Annotated in this window: 16 protein-coding genes and 1 tRNA gene; 2 read left to right on the plus strand and 15 right to left on the minus strand. The window is 33.7% G+C overall.

Features of this window, described 5'->3' with window-relative positions; translation table 11 throughout:
* Positions 1–64: 64 nt before the first annotated feature.
* From FNW38_RS05565 to FNW38_RS05635, 15 genes are all read right to left on the minus strand, one after another.
* The gene (locus FNW38_RS05565; RefSeq protein WP_143386618.1) at positions 65–733 is read right to left on the minus strand and encodes an RteC domain-containing protein; all 669 of its coding nucleotides are present in this window, start codon (positions 731–733) and stop codon (positions 65–67) included.
* 117 nt (positions 734–850) lie between these two features.
* Positions 851–2,095 (minus strand): site-specific integrase, encoded by a 1,245-nt coding sequence (locus FNW38_RS05570; RefSeq protein ID WP_143386617.1) that lies wholly within the window; start codon positions 2,093–2,095, stop codon positions 851–853.
* A gap of 250 nt (positions 2,096–2,345) precedes the next feature.
* Positions 2,346–2,430 (minus strand) — tRNA-Ser (locus tag FNW38_RS05575).
* Between the two features lie 167 nt (positions 2,431–2,597).
* The gene (gene ribB / locus FNW38_RS05580; protein WP_185963091.1) at positions 2,598–3,731 is read right to left on the minus strand and encodes a 3,4-dihydroxy-2-butanone-4-phosphate synthase; all 1,134 of its coding nucleotides are present in this window, start codon (positions 3,729–3,731) and stop codon (positions 2,598–2,600) included.
* Positions 3,732–3,740: 9 nt separating this feature from the next.
* Positions 3,741–5,174 (minus strand): LptF/LptG family permease, encoded by a 1,434-nt coding sequence (locus tag FNW38_RS05585; RefSeq protein WP_143386615.1) that lies wholly within the window; start codon positions 5,172–5,174, stop codon positions 3,741–3,743.
* Between the two features lie 9 nt (positions 5,175–5,183).
* Positions 5,184–5,849: a LolA family protein gene (locus FNW38_RS05590; protein ID WP_143386614.1), complete on the minus strand. Its 666-nt coding sequence runs from the start codon at positions 5,847–5,849 to the stop codon at positions 5,184–5,186.
* Between the two features lie 56 nt (positions 5,850–5,905).
* Entirely contained in the window at positions 5,906–8,353 is a 2,448-nt protein-coding gene (locus tag FNW38_RS05595) for a DNA translocase FtsK (RefSeq protein ID WP_143386613.1), read from the minus strand.
* Positions 8,354–8,371: 18 nt separating this feature from the next.
* The gene (locus FNW38_RS05600; protein ID WP_143386612.1) at positions 8,372–8,746 is read right to left on the minus strand and encodes a diacylglycerol kinase family protein; all 375 of its coding nucleotides are present in this window, start codon (positions 8,744–8,746) and stop codon (positions 8,372–8,374) included.
* A gap of 10 nt (positions 8,747–8,756) precedes the next feature.
* The gene (tpx, locus tag FNW38_RS05605) at positions 8,757–9,254 is read right to left on the minus strand and encodes a thiol peroxidase (RefSeq protein ID WP_143386611.1); all 498 of its coding nucleotides are present in this window, start codon (positions 9,252–9,254) and stop codon (positions 8,757–8,759) included.
* Positions 9,255–9,445: 191 nt separating this feature from the next.
* Positions 9,446–9,703, minus strand: a complete 258-nt coding sequence (locus FNW38_RS05610; protein ID WP_143386610.1) for a DUF6952 family protein — start codon at positions 9,701–9,703, stop codon at positions 9,446–9,448.
* Between the two features lie 108 nt (positions 9,704–9,811).
* On the minus strand, positions 9,812–10,120 hold the full coding sequence (locus tag FNW38_RS05615) for a thioredoxin family protein (protein ID WP_143386609.1): 309 nt from the start codon (positions 10,118–10,120) through the stop codon (positions 9,812–9,814).
* A gap of 87 nt (positions 10,121–10,207) precedes the next feature.
* Positions 10,208–10,846, minus strand: coding sequence for a peroxiredoxin (locus FNW38_RS05620; RefSeq protein WP_143386608.1), 639 nt, complete (start codon positions 10,844–10,846; stop codon positions 10,208–10,210).
* Between the two features lie 141 nt (positions 10,847–10,987).
* Positions 10,988–12,598, minus strand: coding sequence for a glycoside hydrolase family 3 protein (locus tag FNW38_RS05625; protein WP_143386607.1), 1,611 nt, complete (start codon positions 12,596–12,598; stop codon positions 10,988–10,990).
* 110 nt (positions 12,599–12,708) lie between these two features.
* A complete protein-coding gene (locus FNW38_RS05630) occupies positions 12,709–13,983 on the minus strand; it encodes an AmpG family muropeptide MFS transporter (RefSeq protein ID WP_143386606.1) in 1,275 nt (424 codons plus the stop codon).
* A gap of 28 nt (positions 13,984–14,011) precedes the next feature.
* Positions 14,012–15,544 (minus strand): glycoside hydrolase family 10 protein, encoded by a 1,533-nt coding sequence (locus FNW38_RS05635; RefSeq protein WP_143386605.1) that lies wholly within the window; start codon positions 15,542–15,544, stop codon positions 14,012–14,014.
* Between the two features lie 252 nt (positions 15,545–15,796).
* Here FNW38_RS05635 and FNW38_RS05640 point away from each other — a divergent pair, with 252 nt between their 5' ends.
* Both FNW38_RS05640 and FNW38_RS05645 read left to right on the plus strand, forming a co-directional pair.
* On the plus strand, positions 15,797–18,712 hold the full coding sequence (locus FNW38_RS05640) for an FAD-binding and (Fe-S)-binding domain-containing protein (protein WP_144064703.1): 2,916 nt from the start codon (positions 15,797–15,799) through the stop codon (positions 18,710–18,712).
* A 270-nt stretch (positions 18,713–18,982) separates the two neighbouring features.
* Entirely contained in the window at positions 18,983–20,914 is a 1,932-nt protein-coding gene (locus FNW38_RS05645) for an amino acid permease (protein ID WP_144064702.1), read from the plus strand.
* The last annotated feature ends 69 nt before the right edge of the window (positions 20,915–20,983 follow it).

Below are 20,983 nucleotides of genomic sequence, written 5' to 3' on the forward strand. Positions count from 1 at the left end.
AAAAGATGTATTAAACAGATACGCAACTTATTAAATATAACAAAATTATTTCAACAACATTCTTTTAGACTACAGCCAATGTTTTTTGATAATAAAGCGAATAAATCAATTCTACTATTTCAATTTTGGTACCCGTCCAAGTGAGTTTTGATGTTTTGGAGGGATGCGTAGTACTACAAATGTTATTGATTTGATCAATTTTTTCTTCCAGGTAAATTTCTAAAATATCATTTGCGATGATACTGGCCACTTTCAAATCATGGGAAGTACAGAGTCTTTTGTCACAATTAATCAAAACTATATCGGAGTTGATTATCTGTTTATCTGAGTTTCGTACAAAATACAAATGATCATTGTAACTGCTGCCAGAACGGAAGTATTTGTAAAACTCCTTGTCTTTTTTTGAAAATTGAAAACAAATATTAAGTTCTTTTTCGTAATGCCTTATTTTAAGTTTCTTGCTGTTGGAAGGCGAATTTGATTCGATATCCAAGATCTTTTTATAGAAAATATACTTTGATGTAATCTTAAATTTTAATTCCTTAAAAAAGTGAATTTCCTCTTCAATCGAATTGAAGATATACTTTTTCAACCATTTGAAAAGCTCTTTAAGTTTTACTTGGATATACTGAAGCACTTGTTTCGCCTGACTGATAGGATCGATAGTTGTATTTTTAATTTTTTCAATTTCCGATTCAAATTCACAAAAGAATGCATCGCAATATATCTGCATATATGAGTTTTAGTTTACAAAATATCAAACTAAAGTATAACATTCTTTTAGCGTTAAATCTTACATAGTAGTTAAATTTTTCAAAATAGCATCCTAAATATTTCCTAATTCCTTGATTTAATTGGTCTTGTCAAGCTTCATTTGATTTGTGTTTTTGAATTTATCTTTAAGAATCATCATGTCATTGCTTATTTTTTTGTCTAAAATCTTAGCATAATGTTGGGTGGTTTTTAAATTGGTATGTCCCAGCATTTTGCTTACCGTTTCAATTGGAACGCCATTGGAAAGTGTTACAGTCGTAGCAAAAGTATGTCGGGCGATGTGAAATGTTAGTTCTTTATTGATGTCACATACATCGGCAATTTCTTTTAGGTAAGCGTTCATTTTTTGATTACTCAGAATAGGTAAGAGGCGGTTTTCATTTACACAGGTTGGATGATTTTTGTATTTATCGACGATTTCCATTGCCATTGGCAATAATGGGATTTTGGAAGGGGTATCCGTTTTTTGTCGGTTCTTAAAAATCCATTTATCTCCATCTATACCTAGGCTTACATGGTTTCTGGTTAGTTGCTGTACATCAACATAAGCCAATCCGGTAAAGCAGCTGAAAATAAATATATCGCGGACCAATTCCAATCGTTCTGAAACAAATTCTTTGTTAATCATACTTTCTATTTCGTCTTCGTTTAAGAACTCACGGATTACTTCTTTGACTTTGGCTTTGTAGTTTGCAAATGGGTCTTTGGCTAGCCAGCCATTGGCGAGGCATTGATTTATTATTTTGTGGAAGTTTTTGACGTATTTGACCGCCGTATTATTGTTGCACTTGCGAACACTACGCAAATAGAATTCATACTCCATGATAAAAGCATGGTCAATCTTCTCGATATTTATATCTGATAGGCTGTATTTCCAGTGTAGAAAGTCTTTGGTGTGCTTCAGTGAGGTTTTGTATCGTTCCAATGTACCAGGTGCGTATTCGAGACCCAAAAGCTCTTCCACTTTCCGGTTGTGCTCCTCGAAAATTGGAATTAGCATTCGTTCCCGTTCTTTAATTCCGGTTAACTCATTTTTGAAGGTTTCAAAGTTTACCGGGATATCTTTTTTGATTAAAATTTTCTCAATATTTAAAATCTTTGATTTTAAATGGTCAAGATGTCCATTTATTAAACGAGCTTCTTCCGAAGTTCCTTTCATTTTTGACATTTCAGAATGCCATTTTTCGGGATCCACAAACTTACCTGTGCTGTTGTCTAATCGTTTGCGATTGATAGTAATTCTTTGAAAAATTGGAACTAGCCCTTGGGCATTGACTTTTGCTCTTTTTAGATAAAAGAGAATTGAAATTGGTGCATCCATGATTTGGTAACCTTTAAGTTAATAGAAATTTAGAAATTCCATCAACACAAAACAAGATGTTCATATAGTGAACTTCTTATTTCATAAGGGTTTCCAAAGGTAGGGGCACATAACTTTTAAATTTTTAAAGTGCCCCGCAAAGTACCCCTTATAGTATGAGAAACCATGAATAATTTGGATAGGTCGTAAAATGAAAACCCTCTAAATCATACGATTTAAAGGGTTTTAGTTGGCTTTTTGAATTAACCAGCGGAGAAAGAGGGATTCGAACCCCCGGACCTGTTACAGTCAACAGTTTTCAAGACTGCCGCATTCGACCGCTCTGCCATTTCTCCAGTATGTCGCTTTCATTATCTGATTGCGAGTGCAAATATAAGAACCTTTTTTGGTTATGCAAATCTATTTTTATAAAAAAAGCATGTATTTTAGTGACTAATTTTTAATTGTTTCATTTTCTATACTTTATGCGAAACTTATTTTTACAAAAAATTGAAATATAGGTTTAATACTTTACGTATTCGGTTATTTCCAGTCCATATCCAATCATTCCGACACGTTTAGTTCCCTCAGTATTGGATACCAATCTAATTTTTGAGATATCTATATCATGTAATATTTGAGCGCCAATTCCAAAATCTTTACTGTCAATAACAATTTTGGGCGCTTTCATCACTCCTTCACTTTGCAATAATTTAAGTTCTGTTATACGGCTTAGTAAATTCACCGATTGCATATCCTGATTGATAAAAATAACAGCACCTTTTCCTTGCTCGTTAATTACTTTAAACATATCATCCAGTTGTTGGTCTGCATTATTAGTCAATGTGCCTAATAAATCATTATTTACCTGTGAGGAATTGATTCTTGTTAAAATGGATTCGCCCAAATTCCAAGTGCCTTTTGTTAAAGCAATATGAATTTGTTTGTTGGTTGTTTGCTGGTAAGCACGTAATCTGAAAGTACCAAAACGGGTTTCTAAATCAAAATCTTCTTTTTTAATAATCAAACTATCGTGCTGCATTCTGTAAGCAACTAAATCTTCGATAGAAACTAATTTTAAATTGAATTTTTTAGCCACTTTTACCAATTGTGGTAAGCGTGCCATCGAGCCATCTTCGTTCATGATTTCTACAATCACTCCAGCCGATTTAAAGCCTGCCAAACGTGCGAAATCAATTGCAGCTTCAGTATGTCCAGTTCTTCTTAATACACCTCCTTGTTTAGCAATAAGAGGAAATATATGTCCTGGTCGTGCTAAATCGTGTGGTTTCGTTTTGGAATCAACCAACGACAAAATAGTTTTTGCTCTATCTCCCGCTGATATCCCTGTTGTTACTCCGTTTCCTCTTAAATCTACCGAAACGGTAAAAGCAGTTTCCATAGGATCTGTATTGTTACTAACCATTACATGCAGTCCTAATTCTTTGCAACGACTTTCTGTTAATGGTGCACAAATCAATCCACGACCGTGTGTAGCCATGAAATTAATCATTTCGGGTGTTACTTTTTCGGCTGCAGCCAAGAAATCACCTTCGTTTTCTCGATCTTCATCATCAACAACAATAATAATTTTCCCTTGTCGAATGTCTTCGATCGCTTCTTCTATTGTGTTGAGGTGTATTTTACTTGTAACCATGATTGGTGTTTAATTTTGTGATGGAAATATTTTTTGGAATATTTTTTGAAATGGAGCTAAAATGACATCCATATTTATTAATCCGATATCGTTTGTGGCTCTGTATGACAAAAGAATAGCTAATGGTGATAGAATAAAGGAGGACATCCAAGCTCCTAAAAATGGAGATAAACCATCTTCCTGTGCGATTCTTTTACCGAAAGTATTTATAAAGTGAAAAGTTATGAAAATTAAAACCGCAAAAATTATAGGAAGTCCCAATCCGCCTTTTCTGATAATGGCTCCCAAAGGGGCTCCAATAAAAAACATCAAAAAGCAAGCATATGCAATTACAAATTTGTCATAAAATGCCAATAAATGATTGTTGATGTTTTTTCGTTTATTTTTAAAATCCGTATTACTGGCATCAATCGAATATTTTGTACTGGCAAGGTTACTAACGGCAAGATCTAAAATCTTTGATTTCTCCTCATTGTTATATAATGACAATATATTGTTTGGAAGGGTTTTACTTTTTTTGAGGGATTGTATTTTATTATCCTTTGGAATTAGAATTCGCTGATTCATGTTTTCCGAAAACGAAAGGATATCCGTTTTTAAATTTTTATGTAATGAATCCAACGTATAATTTAATTCATTTACGGTAAGCATCGTGTTAGTATTCGCAATCTGCTCATTATTTACATCCACTTTATTCAATTTTGATAAATCGATATTGATAATGTATTTTTTGAATGAACTTTTTGCAAATGGCATTTTGCTTCTTTCTTCATATTTTTTGGGAACGATGTCTTCATAGTAGTAACCATTATTCAATACTAATTGTAGAATACTGGATTCCTCGCTACTTATTAATTCTCCATTTTTAGCCTTGATAACCGTTTTGCTGCCGTCACCTAGATTTGATTTTTTGTGGATAGTAATACCAGTAAGGAAATTTCCGTTTTCTCCAGATTTTTTATTGACTTTAATATTATAAAAGCCAACATCGCTAAACTGACCTTCGGCAATTGCCAAAGCAGGTTTGGCTTGAGCAATATTTTTTCTGAAATTGATAAACTTATATTCTGCAAAAGGAATCACATTATTAGCAAAAAGAAAGGCGATACCTCCCAGTATAACAATGAAAATAGTTAGGCTTTTCATTGCTCTTTTTAGCGAAACCCCAGCTGATTTCATGGCAGCCAATTCATAATTTTCAGACAAATCACCAAAAGTCATTATGGAAGCCAATAGTACTGACAAAGGTAAAACCAAAGGAATAATTCGAGGCATTGAAAAGCCTAAAAATTTGATAATCATTACTAAATCCAAATCTTTACCTGCTAATTCGGATATAAATAACCAAACGGTTTGAAGTATAAAAATGAAAAAGAGTATTACAAATACAGTTGTAAATGTAGTCAGAAATGTTTTTAATAAGTATTTGTCAAGAATTTTCACCGATATAGATTAATCTAATTTGTTGATGTAGTAATTTGGATATTTACTTTCCGCAAATGTAAATTGATTTTTTGACAAAGGTTGGTTGGTTTTAAAAGAATTAACGGTTAAAGTCGTTTTTGTGCCTTTTTTACCCATTTCAATCAAATTATAGATATGTTTGGTTTGCACATCGATTCCCAATAATACCTCTTTTCTTTGATCTTTGGCATTTGTTGGAATGAGTTTAATGTACTGAATTTTTCTGCCTTTTACATCCTGCAAAATATCCATATTATATTTATAACCAGTATTAAAAAAGGTTAGCATTTTTGAAGGTGTAATGGCATTATCTTCTTTTTCATTTACTTTAGAAATAGTAATCTCTTCATCTTCTGGAACAATAGTATATGTTTTTTTTCCGTCAAAAATTTTCGTAACTCCCATGAAATTCAATACATACTGATTTCCTTTCATGGTTACATTCCCTTTACTGTCCTGATTGATATTTTCTCTGGAATTATTTAAAGAATATTTAAAATCAATTACAATATTATCATAACTTCTAACTTTTGCAGTAACCTGATCTAAAAGGTCTTTCGCTTTTTTATCTTGGGCTTGTATTGAAAAACTAAAAAGAAGTAAAAATGAGATATATATAATTTTTTTGTACATTGCTTTCTGTTGTTGTTTCATTAGATATGTTCTTTTGTTATTATTGTTGTTGTCTTGGACTGAACACTGACCACTTCTTAAGACTGTTCATTGTTGAAAAATTGATCAAGAGAACTCATGTCTAGGATGTTTACACTACGTGCTTTACTTCCTTCAAACGGACCTACAATTCCTGCGGCTTCCAATTGATCAATTAATCGACCTGCTCTGTTGTAGCCTAATTTTAGCTTTCTTTGTAACAATGAAGCGGAGCCTTGTTGTGCATTTACAATAATTTCGGCGGCTTCTCTAAACAAAGTATCTCTGTCGGAAATATCCATATCAAGATTAATGCCACTTTCCTCTCCAACAAATTCCGGAAGTAAATAAGCAGTTGCATATGCTTTTTGCGAACCAATGAATTCCGTAATTTTTTCTACTTCGGGTGTGTCTATAAAGGCACATTGTACACGAACAACATCATTTCCGTTGGTGTAAAGCATATCTCCTCGTCCTATCAATTGATCCGCACCCTGAGTATCAAGAATGGTTCGGGAATCAATTTTTGAGGTAACTCTAAAAGCAATTCTAGCTGGAAAATTGGCTTTTATTAAACCTGTAATTACATTCACCGAAGGTCTTTGGGTAGCAATAATTAAATGGATACCAATGGCCCGCGCTAATTGAGCTAAACGTGCTATAGGAACTTCGACCTCTTTTCCGGCGGTCATAATTAAATCGGCAAACTCATCAACAACGAGAACGATATAAGGTAAAAATCGGTGTCCATTTTCAGGATTCAATTTTCGAGCTTTAAATTTATCGTTGTATTCTTTGATGTTACGCACCATCGCATCTTTTAATAAAGAATAGCGGTTGTCCATTTCTACACAAAGTGAATTCAGGGTATTGACCACTTTTGCATTATCAGTAATAATAGCATCATCCATATCTGGAAGCTTCGCTAAATAATGTCTTTCAATTTTATTAAACAACGTTAGCTCTACTTTTTTAGGATCGACCAGTACAAATTTAACTTCTGCGGGATGTTTTTTGTACAAAAGTGAAGTCAGAACCGCATTCAATCCAACAGATTTTCCTTGTCCGGTAGCTCCTGCCATCAGTAAGTGAGGCATTTTGGCTAAATCAACCACAAAAGTTTCATTAGAAATAGTTTTTCCTAAGGCGATTGGCAATTCCATTTCGGCTTCCTGAAATTTGGCTGAGCCAATAACACTTTTCATGGAAACCATCGTAGGATTCTTATTGGGAACCTCGATTCCTATGGTTCCTTTTCCTGGAATAGGAGCAATGATACGAATTCCTAATGCCGAAAGTGACAACGCAATATCATCTTCTAAACTTTTAATTTTCGAGATACGAATACCCGCTTCCGGTACAATTTCATATAAAGTAACCGATGGTCCAACGGTAGCTTTTATCTGTGCAATTTCTATTTTATAATTGCGAAGCGTATCAACAATCCTGTTTTTATTTTCTTCTAATTCTTCCTGGTTGATGGTAATTCCACCAGTCGAATATTCCTTTAATAAATCTATCGTAGGAAATTTATAATTGGATAAATCCAAAGTTGGATCGAATAATCCAAAATCAGCAACAAGTCTAGAAGCTAAATTTTCTTCTATAATATCTTCTTCTGGAGCTGTTTCTATTACAAAAGTATCTGCAGGATTTGAAATAATTTCCGGAGTAGCCATTGGCGTTACTTCCATGGCAAGAGGTTTTGCTATGGGATCCAAATTAATTTCGGATGAATTATTGATAGTTGGTTTTAACGCTTCTTTATTAATTTCGAATTGATTTCCATTTATTTTCAAATGAATGTCATCAATTTCTTCTTCCGCAACAGCAAATTCCTCTAAATTATAACCGCTACTTTTTGCTCCATTTAGAGGAATAGTGGCTAAATCAGCTTTAATTTCTTTTTTGGTATTATCAAAAAAGGACTGAATATTTTCTGGCGAAATTTTGATTTTGAAAATCACATAGATGATTAATCCAAAAAGCAAGATCAATAATGTTCCTGTTTTTCCAATGTAATCTTGAGAAAATAGATTCAATTCATATCCAATTGTCCCTCCTAATTCGGGTACTGATGTGGCAAAAAAACCAAATAAAACGGATAAAACAATAATTACGAATAAATCCCAAAACCAAATATTCTTCAGCTTTTTTAAGGGAATAGAGAGAACCATGTACATTCCTGTTAGGAAAAATAAGCGCACGAATATAAATGCGGCAATCCCAAAACCTTTATAAACAATTAAGTCAGCTAAAAATGCTCCAAATTTTCCTAACCAATTGTGAACAGTTTCGGTTCTGTAAGTCAATTCTCGAACAGCACTTTGATCTTGTTGTCCGTAGATGTAAAAGGAAATAAATGCAAATAATAAAGCAATTGAAAATAACACCAAAAGAGAACCAAAAACAATTGTGTGTTGTTTGGTTATTCTCCATGGATTATTTCCCTCCGTTTTAGAATCGTTTTTTTTATCTAAAGGCGCTGTTTTTGTTGTTTTTGCCATTCTTGATTGTAATAATACCTAAAGTAATATTGGTATATATATGATTAAACCGATTGCTATTGCTGTCAAAGCAGCAAAAAAGACAGCTCCTGCAGCAATATCTTTGATGAACCCAATTCTTTCATGATAGTTAGGATGAATAAAATCGGCTACTTTTTCAACTGCTGTATTTAAACCTTCAATACTCATGACCAAACCAATGGCCAAAGTCTGAAAAAGCCATTCTGTTTTAGAAATGCCAAAATAAAACCCAGCGATGGTAATCAATATTCCAATTGAAAATTGTACCATAACGCTGTGTTCTGTTGTAATCAATTTTAGGGCACCCTTAAAAGCATAAGAGACGCTTTTTAATCTTCCGGTGAAGAAGGTATTATCTTTTTGAAATTCCATCCGGAGGTTATTAAAGTACTGCTAATGCAGCTTCGTAATTCGGCTCATCCGCAATTTCTCCAACTTGCTCCGTATGAGTAATTGTTCCATTTTCATCAACCACAATGATGGCTCTGGAATGCAATCCGGCTAAGGGGCCATTTACAATTTCTAAACCATTGGTTTTACCAAAATCTCCAGCTTGGAAATCAGATAAATTAATAACATTTTCAAGTCCTTCAGCACCACAAAAACGGTTTTGCGCGAAAGGTAAATCTCTGGAGATACATAATACATTGGTGTTTTCCAATTTACTTGCGCTTTCGTTAAATTTTCTAACCGACGTAGCACATGTTCCGGTATCGATACTTGGAAAAATATTCAAAACTAATTTTTTCCCTGCAAAGTCAGCTAATGAAGCAACAGAAAGATCGTTTTTAACTAATTTAAAATCGCTTATTTTTGAGCCTACTGTTGGTAATTCTCCTGAGGTATTTATTGGATTTCCTTTTAAAGTAATTGAAGCCATAATTTTTGTTTTTTAATGAGGTTCAAAAGTATGAAAATTATTTAAGATTTAGTGATGAAACTTTGGGATAAAGTTCAAGATTTTGGAGCATTAAGTAAACTCGTATAACCCAATGTCTTTTTTATAAAATGCATAAAAAAACGCAGTCGTTTCAGACTGCGTTTTAGAAATATTGCATTAAAAATTCTTTTTTATTTGTCGATAGAACCCAGAACACGCTTCATGAAACCGTTTAAAGCTTCTTTTTTATCAGTTCCGGTTTTTACCAGTTTGTTAACTTCTAAAGCGCCATACATATTAGAAATTAATTCACCAATTACATCTAATTCTTCATCTTTCAATGTAGTAATTTCAGTCATTGCTTCCAAAACTTCAATTGTTTCTATGATATAATCTTCATCATTTTCTTCTATAAACTGCGTTAAATGCTTAATTACCGGTAATTTCATATTTTTTTGTTTAAAGTTTAAAAAAGTTTAAGGTTTATAGGTTGCTATTGAACATTATGCTTTGAGCTTAACATTAAACTTTATAGCATTGTTGCTCAACTTTAAACTTTAAACAATTTCGTTTACTAATTCAATCAGTACTTCTTGTTTATTGGTTTGCGTTTCGTTTACTAATTTCCCATTTACAAAAGTGGCAAAAGTTGGTAAATTACTCACATTAGCTAATTTTCTTGATTCAGGAAAATTTTCAGCATCAACAAGAGCAAAAGTAATTGTTTCGTTTTCTGAAGCTAATTTTTTGAATTTTGGTTTCATAATACGACAATTTCCACACCATGAAGCCGAAAATTGAACTACAACTTTCTCGTCTTTTGCAATTAAATCCTGTAACGTATCTTCGTTTAATTCGATTAACATAATTTTAAAATTTCAAAAATCAATAGCAATATCAATAGTCAATATTTAGTATTGAAATTGATTATTGCCATTGAAATTGTTATTGAACTAGTTTAAACTCAAGTATTCTGCAGTACTTTTTCTGTCAGCGCTCATTGCTTCTTTTCCAGCTTCCCAGTTTGCAGGACAAACTTCACCTTTTTCTTGAATATGTGTGTAAGCATCAACCATACGTAAGTATTCGTTTACGTTACGACCTAATGGCATATCGTTTACACTTTCGTGGAAAATTTTTCCTTCTTCGTCAATAAGGTAAGTAGCTCTGTAAGTTACATTAGATCCTTCAATAATAATAGAATCAGTATCTTCACTGTAGCTAGTTGATTCAACATCAAGAATTCCTAAGATGTTTGATAAGTTTCTGTTAGTATCAGCAAGAATTGGGTACGTAACTCCTTCAATTCCACCATTATTTTTTGGAGTGTTTAACCAAGCAAAATGTACTTCATTTGTATCACAAGAAGCTCCTATAACAATTGTATTTCTTTTTTCGAATTCCGGTAGCGCCGCTTGAAAAGCATGTAATTCAGTTGGACATACGAATGTAAAATCTTTCGGGTACCAAAACAAAAGTACTTTTTTGTTGTTTTTTGTAGCTTCTTCGAAAATATTGATTTTTAAATTATCACCCATTTCTGAGATAGCGTCTATTGCAATGCTTGGGAATTTTTTTCCTACTAATGACATATTATTTATTTTTAGTTAATTTTTTTTGATGGTGCAAAAATAGCCTAAACAGAGGATTTGAAACAATAAGATTTGATTATAAATATTTATTTACGAATAAAAATTTCTTATAATGGATGCTTTTGAAATTAAAGAAGCTAATTAGACACCACTAACAATCACAGGAAGAGTACCTTTACAGTTGGTGTTTTCTAAAAGTTGTTCGGCTGCGGTTTCTTGAAATTCTGTAAAATCTTGATACATTTGAATGATTCCCAAAGCGTGCTTTAAATTTGGGATAACTTGAAGTGAATATGGGTTCCCAAAAACATATAAAACACATTTTTTGGTGGTAAATAAGTTACCCAAAAACTGAAGTACTGAATCCTCAATATCAAAATTATGTAAAGGTTTTGCCTTTGGAACAAACAAAGAAATGATAAGGGTATCAAAACGGGTTAATGCCTTTTCTAATTCATTTAATGTCAAATCACTTCCCGTTTCATAACAAAATTCAGCAGAAGGCAAGGCAGCTGTCAAGCTTTTAAAAAATGCATTATCAGTGTTTTTATAGAGGCTAAGTTTGGCGAGATCCTCTCTGTTTTTAGCATCAAAAACAGTGACAGTATTGTTGTTGTCTTTAATTTTTGTAATGCATTTTTGAGCAATTTTACGATTTAAAGCAGAAGTGGTTTCAAAATCAAAATCACTTTCCGAAAGGTTTGGTAAATGGAGTTTTCCGTCTACAATACCCGCTTTTTGTTTGCATTTCCACAATCTGTTAAAACTGGCTTCAATTCGCTGTGGAGTTGCATTTTTTACTATTTCCTGAATTCCTTCCGGTACATTTTCGGCAAAACACAAAACATCATTTCCGGCATTGAAAGCTTCCCATTCCAGTTGTCCTTTTTTCTCGTATAATTTGGAGACGCTGTGCATATTCAAAGCATCCGAAATTACCAAACCATCATAACCTAATTGCTTTCGCAAAAGTGTTTCAATTACCGATTTTGATAATGTAGCTGATGTATCTTTTCCGGAATTCAAAGCAGGAACAGCCAAATGACCAATCATAATCGAATCGACATTGTTTTCAATACCTTTTAGGAAAGGATATAGTTCATTGGATAATAATTCGGCTAATGTTTCTTCTAAAACGGGTAATCCTAAATGCGAATCGACATTCGTATTTCCATGTCCTGGGAAATGTTTGAGACAACCTAAAATGCCAACCTCATTCATTCCTTTCAAATATTCAAGGGCAAAATCAGCTACTTTTTCTTTATTCTCACCAAAGGAACGATAGCCAATTACCGGATTATTCGGGTTATTATTGATGTCTGCTAAGGGCGCTAAATTATAATGGATTCCAACTGATTTTAAGTCCAAACCTATTTGTTTTCCAACTTCGTAAACCAAATGTTTTTCACTTTCAGGTAAAGCGCCAAGGGTAATGGCATAAGGATATTGGGGTGTTTTTTCGACGCGCATCGCCAATCCCCATTCGGCATCAATACTCATTAATAAAGGAGTGGTGGCACAGTTTTGATAGCGAACAATGAGTGCTGCCAAACGCTGAAAACTATCATCATTTAAAACTACTTTTTTCTTGGTTTCATAATTGGTTGCGGCACTGGCTCGGCTATGAAAAAAAGTCAATCCGCCTATATTGTAATCTCTAATTAATCGTTCCGTTTCTTGAATGTTTTCTTCAGTGTCGTTTATGAAAACGGCAGGAAAGAAAAATTGCCCTATTTTTTGTTCTAATGTCATTTAACAATAGTTTTTAACCATATAAGAAATGTAAGTTCATATAAAAAAAGTAAAGATAAACTCTTCAATGAACTTATATGCCTTATGTGGTTGATGAAAATATATGTTTTTTATTCTTGCTCTGATTTTTTTCCAAAATCGGAAGGGAAAATTAAAAATCTGGAAAGTATTAATCCCGGTATTGTGGCTAAAAATACCCAAATAAAGAAATTGCCATAACCCAAATATTCCTGAATAAAACCGCTCAACATTCCCGGAAGCATCATTCCCAAAGCCATAAACCCTGTTGCAATAGAGTAGTGGGACGTTTTAGATTCACCATCAGCCACATAAATTAAATACATCATGAAAGCAGCAAAACCAAAACCATATCCAAATTGTTCCGCGATTACCGTTAGATAAATATAAAAAACGGAACCAGGATGAAAATAAGAAAGTAAAATGAATCCTATTATTGGTAAGTGCATTGCTAAAATCATGGGCAGCATCCATTTGCCTAATCCATCTTTGGAAATGACGATACCACCTAAAATTCCGCCAACAGTAAGTGATATTACACCAAAGGTTCCATAAATAACCCCAACATCCTGAGTAGTTAAACCCATTCCGCCTACAGACGTAGGGTCGATTAAAAAAGGAGTTAACATTTTTAATAATTGGGATTCACCCAACCTAAATAATAAGATAAAAGCGAGAATCAAACCAATTTGTTTCTTTTGAAAAAAAGTAGCAAAAACAATTCCGAAACTCTTATGCGGAACCGATTCAGTTTCGTTTTCTACGATTTTTGTTTCCGTTTTTGGAGTGGAAAAATAATTGTAAATCGTAATCACAGCCATAATCAATGCAACAACAACCATCGTATAGGACCATGCTTTTTGTTTATCGCCATATTCTTGTTCGAGATATCCTGCAATTACCACGATTAGTCCATTTCCGGTAAGCATTGAAAGACGATAAAATGTACTTCTGATTCCAAGGAAAAACGATTGCTGTTCCTTTTCTAAAGCCAACATATAAAATCCATCACTCGCTACATCATTCGAGGCTGATGCAAATGCGGCAACCCAAAAAACAGCTAAACTAATTATAAAAAAATTACTCAAAGGAATCGTTAATCCCACAATTAAAAAAGCAATGGAAATTAGTAATTGCATGCTTAAAAACCACTTTCTTTTAGTCGAATAAATGTCAATAAACGGGCTCCATAATGGCTTAATAACCCATGGTAAATAGAGTAAACTGGTATAAATTCCGATATCTTCATTATTGATACCAAGGTTTTTATACATTATGACTGATACCGAAATAATAATGGCGTAAGGTAAGCCGGAAGCAAAGTTTAAAAAAGGAATCCAATACCAAGGTCTATTGTCTGTTTTCATTTATAGCGGATTATATTCAATTTAAATTTTATAGTGTGAAATTTACTAAAGTCGGTTGGCTTTCATTACCATAAAAATCGATGAATGTAATGGCGCAGGTTGTATTTTTGTCTAATTTATAGGTTGGAATTACAACTTCAACAGTATCAATATTGTCTTTAAATGCTATTTTGTCAATAATTTGGCTTGGATCATTGACGTCAATTTTCGAATTGAATTTGGCTCCATAAACCATAACATAACGCACTTTACTGTATAAAGGATATTTAACATTAAAGCTTGAAGAAATAGGATTTACCAAAATACTGTTCGCTGTGGGTACGATGACCATTTTTTTGATAGAATTTGGAACCACAGTAGGAAGTGCAGGGTATTTGTATTGGTTTTCTATCAATAATTGCGCAACGTTTTGATTTCTGTTCAAAAATGATTTGGCACTAAAAAAGGCATTACCTTGAACGTTTTTGTAGGTTCTGGTAATATCTATTTGATTCGGGATTTCATTGGGATTATTCCATTTTTTATCGGAATCCGTATTGATTTTATAGGTTCCGTTTCCGATATAAACAGCCGTGTTTTTTGAGTTTTCAGACCACCAACGCAGTAGTTTTGAATAGGAAGCTTTTGGATGATCCATGCTCCAGTATAATTGTGGAACGATGTAGTCAATCCATTTATTTTCCATCCATGCTAAAGGATCTGCAAACAAATCGTCATAATTAGTCTGACCAGACTCCGTTTCAGAACCTTTTGGGTCTACTGATTTGTTTCTCCAAACCCCAAAAGGGCTGATGCCAAATTGTACCCAAGGTTTTATGTTTTTTATCGAAAGGGAAACACATTTCACGAAAGTATTCACATTGGAACGTCTCCAATCTTCTAAACTCAATCCATTTCCGTATTTTTTGAAAGAATCGGCATCATTAAATTGTTCTCCTTTTATTTTGTATGGGTAAAAATAATCATCAAAATGAATAGCATCGATGTCATATTTTTCTACAACTTCTTCAACTATGGACAATAAATGGTTTTGAACTTCTGGCAGTGCCGGATTGTAATAATATTTACCTCCGTATTTAATCATCCATTCCGGATGTTGGTAAAAATCATGTTTAGGACTTAAAATAGCCGTGTTCAAGTCCATTGTGGCGCGATACGGATTTAACCAAGCGTGAAATTCAAAACCTCTGGCGTGCGTTTCGTTTATCATCCATGCCAATGTGTCAAAATAGGGTTTCGGTGCTTGACCTTCTTTTCCGGTCAAAAAGCGAGACCATGGCGCTAATTCCGTTGGATAAAAGGCGTCACCAACACTTCGAATCTGGACAATTACGGCATTGTAATTTAATTTTTTATAAGTATCTAAAATTTCAATAAAATCGGCTTTTTGTTTTGCAGTGTTATCCGTACTGCTTTTTGGCCAGTCAATATTAACAACGGTGGCTATCCAAACGGCTCTAAATTCATTTTTAGGATTTGCAGCAAATTGTTGCGCGTTACTATTCCAAAGAGAAAGTAAAAAGAACGAAATAAGGAATATGGCGTGCTTGAAATTTTTCATTATTATTTAATTTATAAAGTATTCAAAAATAGTTTTTTTAGTGAAATTTACCAGATAAAATGGTTATAAAATTTGTCTTATTTTACTAGCGCAATTTCTTTGCCAAAATGTTTTTAAATTGAACTTTCCATCAAACAATAAAACTTTTTGAATTTTTCGTATTTGATTTTTTAATTTATAATCGGCTATATATTTATATTTGTCAAATAATGCTGCAGTATCAGTGTTTTATAAAATATAATGTATTAAGCCATGTTAACCTCACTTGAATTACAACAATTATCCCAATCATTAGAAGGAACACTTTTATATGATGAACTTCATAAAACGATTTACGCAACTGACGCTTCAGCTTATAGAATTATGCCACTTGCTGTGGCGATTCCAAAATCAGAAGAAGATATTGTCAAAATTATTCGCTTTGCAGCCAAAAATAAGATTTCAATCACGCCTAGAACTGCCGGGACTTCATTAGCAGGGCAAACGGTTGGTAACGGAATTATTGTGGATGTTTCGAAACATTTCACTAAGATTATTGCTTTTGACCCAATAAAAAAGACGGTTACGGTACAACCAGGAGTGATTCGGGATGAACTGAATTTATTCTTAAAACCTCACGGTTTGTTTTTTGGACCCAATACTTCTACGTCAAATCGATGTATGATAGGAGGAATGGTAGGGAATAATTCATCGGGGACCACATCGATACGCTATGGCGTAACCCGAGACAAAATAGTGGAATTAAAAGCGGTTTTGAGTGATGGCAGTGCAACGGTATTCAAAGATATGACTTCGGAAGAATTCATTGAAAAAACAAAAGGGAATACACTTGAGAATACCATTTATAAGACCATTTACGAGGAACTTTCGAATACAGAAAACCAAAGAGAAATTATAAAGGAGTTTCCAAAGCCTGAAATTCACAGGCGAAATACGGGTTATGCGATAGATTTATTATTGAAATCGGAACTGTTTTCAGGAACTGAAAAAACGATAAACTTAGGGAAATTACTTTGCGGAAGCGAGGGAACTTTAGCATTTACGACTGAAATTACTTTGAAAGTGGATGATTTACCGCCAACAAATAATGTCATGGTGGTAGCCCATTTTCATACCATTCAGGAAAGTTTAGAAGCCGTTGTTACTGCGATGAAACATCATCTCTATACGTGTGAATTGATGGATGACACCATTCTGAATTGTACCAAAACCAATAGAGAGCAAGCCAAAAACAGATTTTTTATACAAGGAGAACCAAAGGCAGTTATCATGCTCGAAGTGGCTTCGCATCACAGTATGGAAGATGCCGAAAGACAAGCAAATGCTTTGATAGCTGATCTTGAGCAGCATAATTTTGGGTATGCCTTACCCAAAATTTACGGATCTGATATTGATAAAATAAATGAGTTGCGAAAAGCGGGTCTCGGACTTTTAGGAAGTATTGTAGGAGATAATAAAGCGGCAGATTCTATAGAGGATACCGCTGTTGAGTTGAGTGATTTGCCCAATTATATTGCCGAGTTCTCCGCTATGATGCAGCGTCATGGTCAGAGCGCCATTTATTATGCACATGCCGGAGCTGGAGAAATTCACTTGCGACCTGTTTTAAATTTAAAAACTAAAGAAGGATTACACCAATTTAGAAACATCGCAACCGAAGTGGCTATTTTAGTAAAAAAATATAGAGGTTCATTGAGCGGGGAACATGGAGACGGAATCGTGCGTGGAGAGTTTTTGCCTTTTATGATTGGGGACAAGAATTATGAATTATTAAAACGAATAAAAAATGCCTTTGATCCGAATACAATTTTAAATGTTGGAAAAATTGTAAACGCCTTCAAAATGGACGAAAACCTTAGGGTGGAAGCGGGCAGGGTGGAACCGGATATAAAAACGATTCAGGATTTTTCGGATAGTATGGGGATTTTGCGTGCGGCTGAGAAATGCAATGGTTCCGGCGATTGCAGAAAATTACCTTCGGCAGGCGGTACTTTATGTCCAAGTTATCGCGCCACACGAAACGAAAAAGACACCACTCGTGCAAGAGCCAATGCGTTGAGAGAATATTTGACGCATTCAGAAAAAGACAATAAGTTCAATCACGAAGAATTATATAAAGTTTTCGAATTGTGTGTGAGCTGTAAAGCTTGTGCCAGTGAATGTCCCAGTAATGTAGATGTTGCGGCACTGAAATCGGAGTTTTTGTATCAATATCAAAAAGCAAAGGGATTTACGCTACGGAATAAAATATTTGCTTTCAATTCGAAAATCAATAACCTAGGAAGCATTTTTCCTTCGCTTACTAATTTCATGGTTAATTTACCTTTGGTGAAAAAGAGCATGGGAATTGCTCCAAAAAGGGAAGTTCCTTTATTGGCTCCAACTACTTTTAGAAAATGGTATGAAAAAAACAAATCAAAAGCACAAAATAATTCTTTTGCAAACGGGAAAGTATATTTATTTTGTGATGAATTTACTAATTTTTATGATGTTTCAGTTGGGGTTGATGCGTATGAATTATTGACAAGAATAGGATATGAAGTCATTGTAGTTGATCATGAGGAAAGCGGAAGAGCCTTTATTTCGAAAGGTTTTCTGGAAGAAGCAAAAGCAATAGCCAATATAAACGTAGCTGTTTTTTCAACTATTATTACTGCCGATTGTCCGTTGATAGGAATAGAGCCATCGGCGATATTGACTTTTAGAGATGAATACATCCGATTAGCAGATGATAAAGAAAATGCCGAAAAACTAGCTCAAAATGTATTTACAATTGAAGAGTTTTTCAAAAAAGAGATTGCGATTGGAAAAATTCATTCGGATCAATTTTCTGATGTTGAGAAAACAATAAAAATTCACGGACATTGTCATCAAAAGTCATTGAGCACCATTGAAGCGACTTTTGCGATGTTGAATTTGCCAAAAAATAGTTTGGTTACCATTTACAATTCGGGTTGTTGTGGTATGGCAGGTTCTTTTGGTTATGAAAAAGAACATTATGACATCAGCATGCAAATGGGTGAGGATACCTTGTTTCCAAAAATTAGAGCAACCGATGCAACAGTAGCAATTGCTGCCGCAGGGACCAGTTGCCGTCATCAGATTTTTGATGGAACAAATAGAAAAGCCCTGCATCCGGTTACTATTCTGAAGAGTTGTCTAAAATAACAATTCGATTCAGTAAAATAAAATTAAAAAGGAGTGTTTAGGAAAATACATATTTTTTATTTTAACTTATTTTAAAGTGTATTTAGCTTTTTTTGGTTGTTAAAATTTTTAATTTGACTTTTTTTTGAAAAAAAATAAAAAAAATGGCTGAAGAGATATTATTAATTCAATTTGTTTTATACTTTTGAATTTTTAAGATTACTTTAATTATTAGCAAAATAAGAGCATAAAATTTACAATATATTAATTTTTAATGATAAAATTTAGAATATGGCAATTTCAAGTTTATTTAGAAAGAAGACGGTACAAGACATTTTAAAACAAGTTGAAAAAAATAATGCAGATGGACATAATGCATTAGGTAAGCATTTAACGGCTCGTGATTTGACAGCTTTTGGTATTGCAGCGATTGTAGGAGCTGGTATTTTTAGTACCATTGGTAAAGCCAGTTTTGATGGAGGACCCGCAGTTATATTTCTTTTCCTGTTTACAGCGATAGCTTGTAGTTTTGCTGCGTTTGCTTATGCTGAATTTGCCTCGATGGTTCCTGTTTCCGGAAGTGCCTATACGTATTCCTACGTTGCATTTGGTGAAATAATAGCTTGGATTATTGGTTGGGCATTGATAATGGAGTATTCAGTAGGTAATATAACGGTCGCGATATCATGGAGTGATTATTTTACTGGTTTACTTGAAAGTGGTGGTATCCATTTACCTCAATGGGTTCAAATGGATTATTTGACGGCTTCCAATGGTTATAATGATGCTACGGCATTAATGCAAGGCGGAAAATCTTTTGATAATTTGAGTTTGGCTTTACAAGCAGCTCATAATGCATGGACTACGTCGCCTGTAATTGGTTCTTTCCATTTTGTTGCTGACCTTCCTGCATTATTGATCATTATTTTAATTACAGCATTAATTTATCGTGGGATGAAAGAATCTCGAAATGCAAGTAACATAATGGTTGTTGTGAAATTATGTATCGTTCTTTTGGTTATTGCAGTTGGTGTTTTTTATGTAGATACGGCCAATTGGGATCCTTTTGCTCCAAATGGAATTACGGGTGTTTTGAAAGGCGTTTCGGCAGTATTTTTTGCCTACATTGGTTTTGATGCGATTTCTACAACTGCTGAAGAGTGTAAAGATCCACAACGGGATTTGCCAAAAGGAATGATGTGGGCTATTATAATTTGTACCATTTTATATATTGCAATTGCATTAGTGCTTACGGGAATGGTGAGTTATAATGTATTGAATGTTGGAGATCCATTGGCTTTTGTATTTGAAAAATTAGACTTAAAATGGATGTCTGGTATAATTGCGGTAAGTGCAGTGATAGCCATGGCAAGTGTTTTATTGGTATTTCAAATGGGGCAGCCTCGTATCTGGATGAGTATGAGTCGTGATGGATTGTTACCGAAACGTTTTTCTAAAGTGCATCCAAAATACAAAACACCTTCTTACGCTACCATTGTTACTGGTTTTGTGGTAGCAATTCCTGCTTTATTTTTGAATTTGACCATGGTTACGGATTTATGTAGTATAGGAACTTTATTCGCTTTTGTCCTAGTTTGTGCTGGAGTTCTGGTATTACAAAATAAAAAAGATATTCCTCGTGGAAAATTCAAAACACCTTATGTGAATTCAAAATTTATCATGCCAGTTTTAATGATTATTGGGCTTGTATTTGCTTTTGTCTATAACAAAAAGGCAACTATGGATTTTATCACCAATGAAATTCAAATAAACAATTCAGCGGATATTATTACTTCACTGGATAAAGAAGAAACCCAAAAAGTATATGACTATTTGGTAGGTATTGACACTAAGAACAGTACGACAGAAACACCGGATTTAGAACATTTATTGAGCCAATACCAACAAGATGATGCAAAATACGCTTCAGTAATTGCTGGATTACCAATAGCAGATACTATTAAATACGAGAGTGGTTTTGATTTATTTAAACATAAAATTCCGATGTGGATTTTCCTAATTGTTTTGGTTGGATTGACGGTTTGGTCTTTCAAAGAAAATTTATCTTTAATTCCATTGTTAGGTTTAATTTGTTGTTTGTATTTGATGGCTGAATTAAGTGTTTGGAACTGGATTTACTTTGGAATTTGGCTTTTGATTGGATTGGTGATTTATTTTAGCTTTAGCAGAAATAACAGTAAGTTGAACTTTAAAGAAGTTTAATTTTTAAAAATTTATAAAGGAAAACGTCTTGTTTAATCAAGACGTTTTTTTGGTTTAAACCAAAAAATC

The sequence above is a fragment of the Flavobacterium gawalongense genome (assembly GCF_007097265.1).
Lineage (GTDB): Bacteria > Bacteroidota > Bacteroidia > Flavobacteriales > Flavobacteriaceae > Flavobacterium > Flavobacterium gawalongense.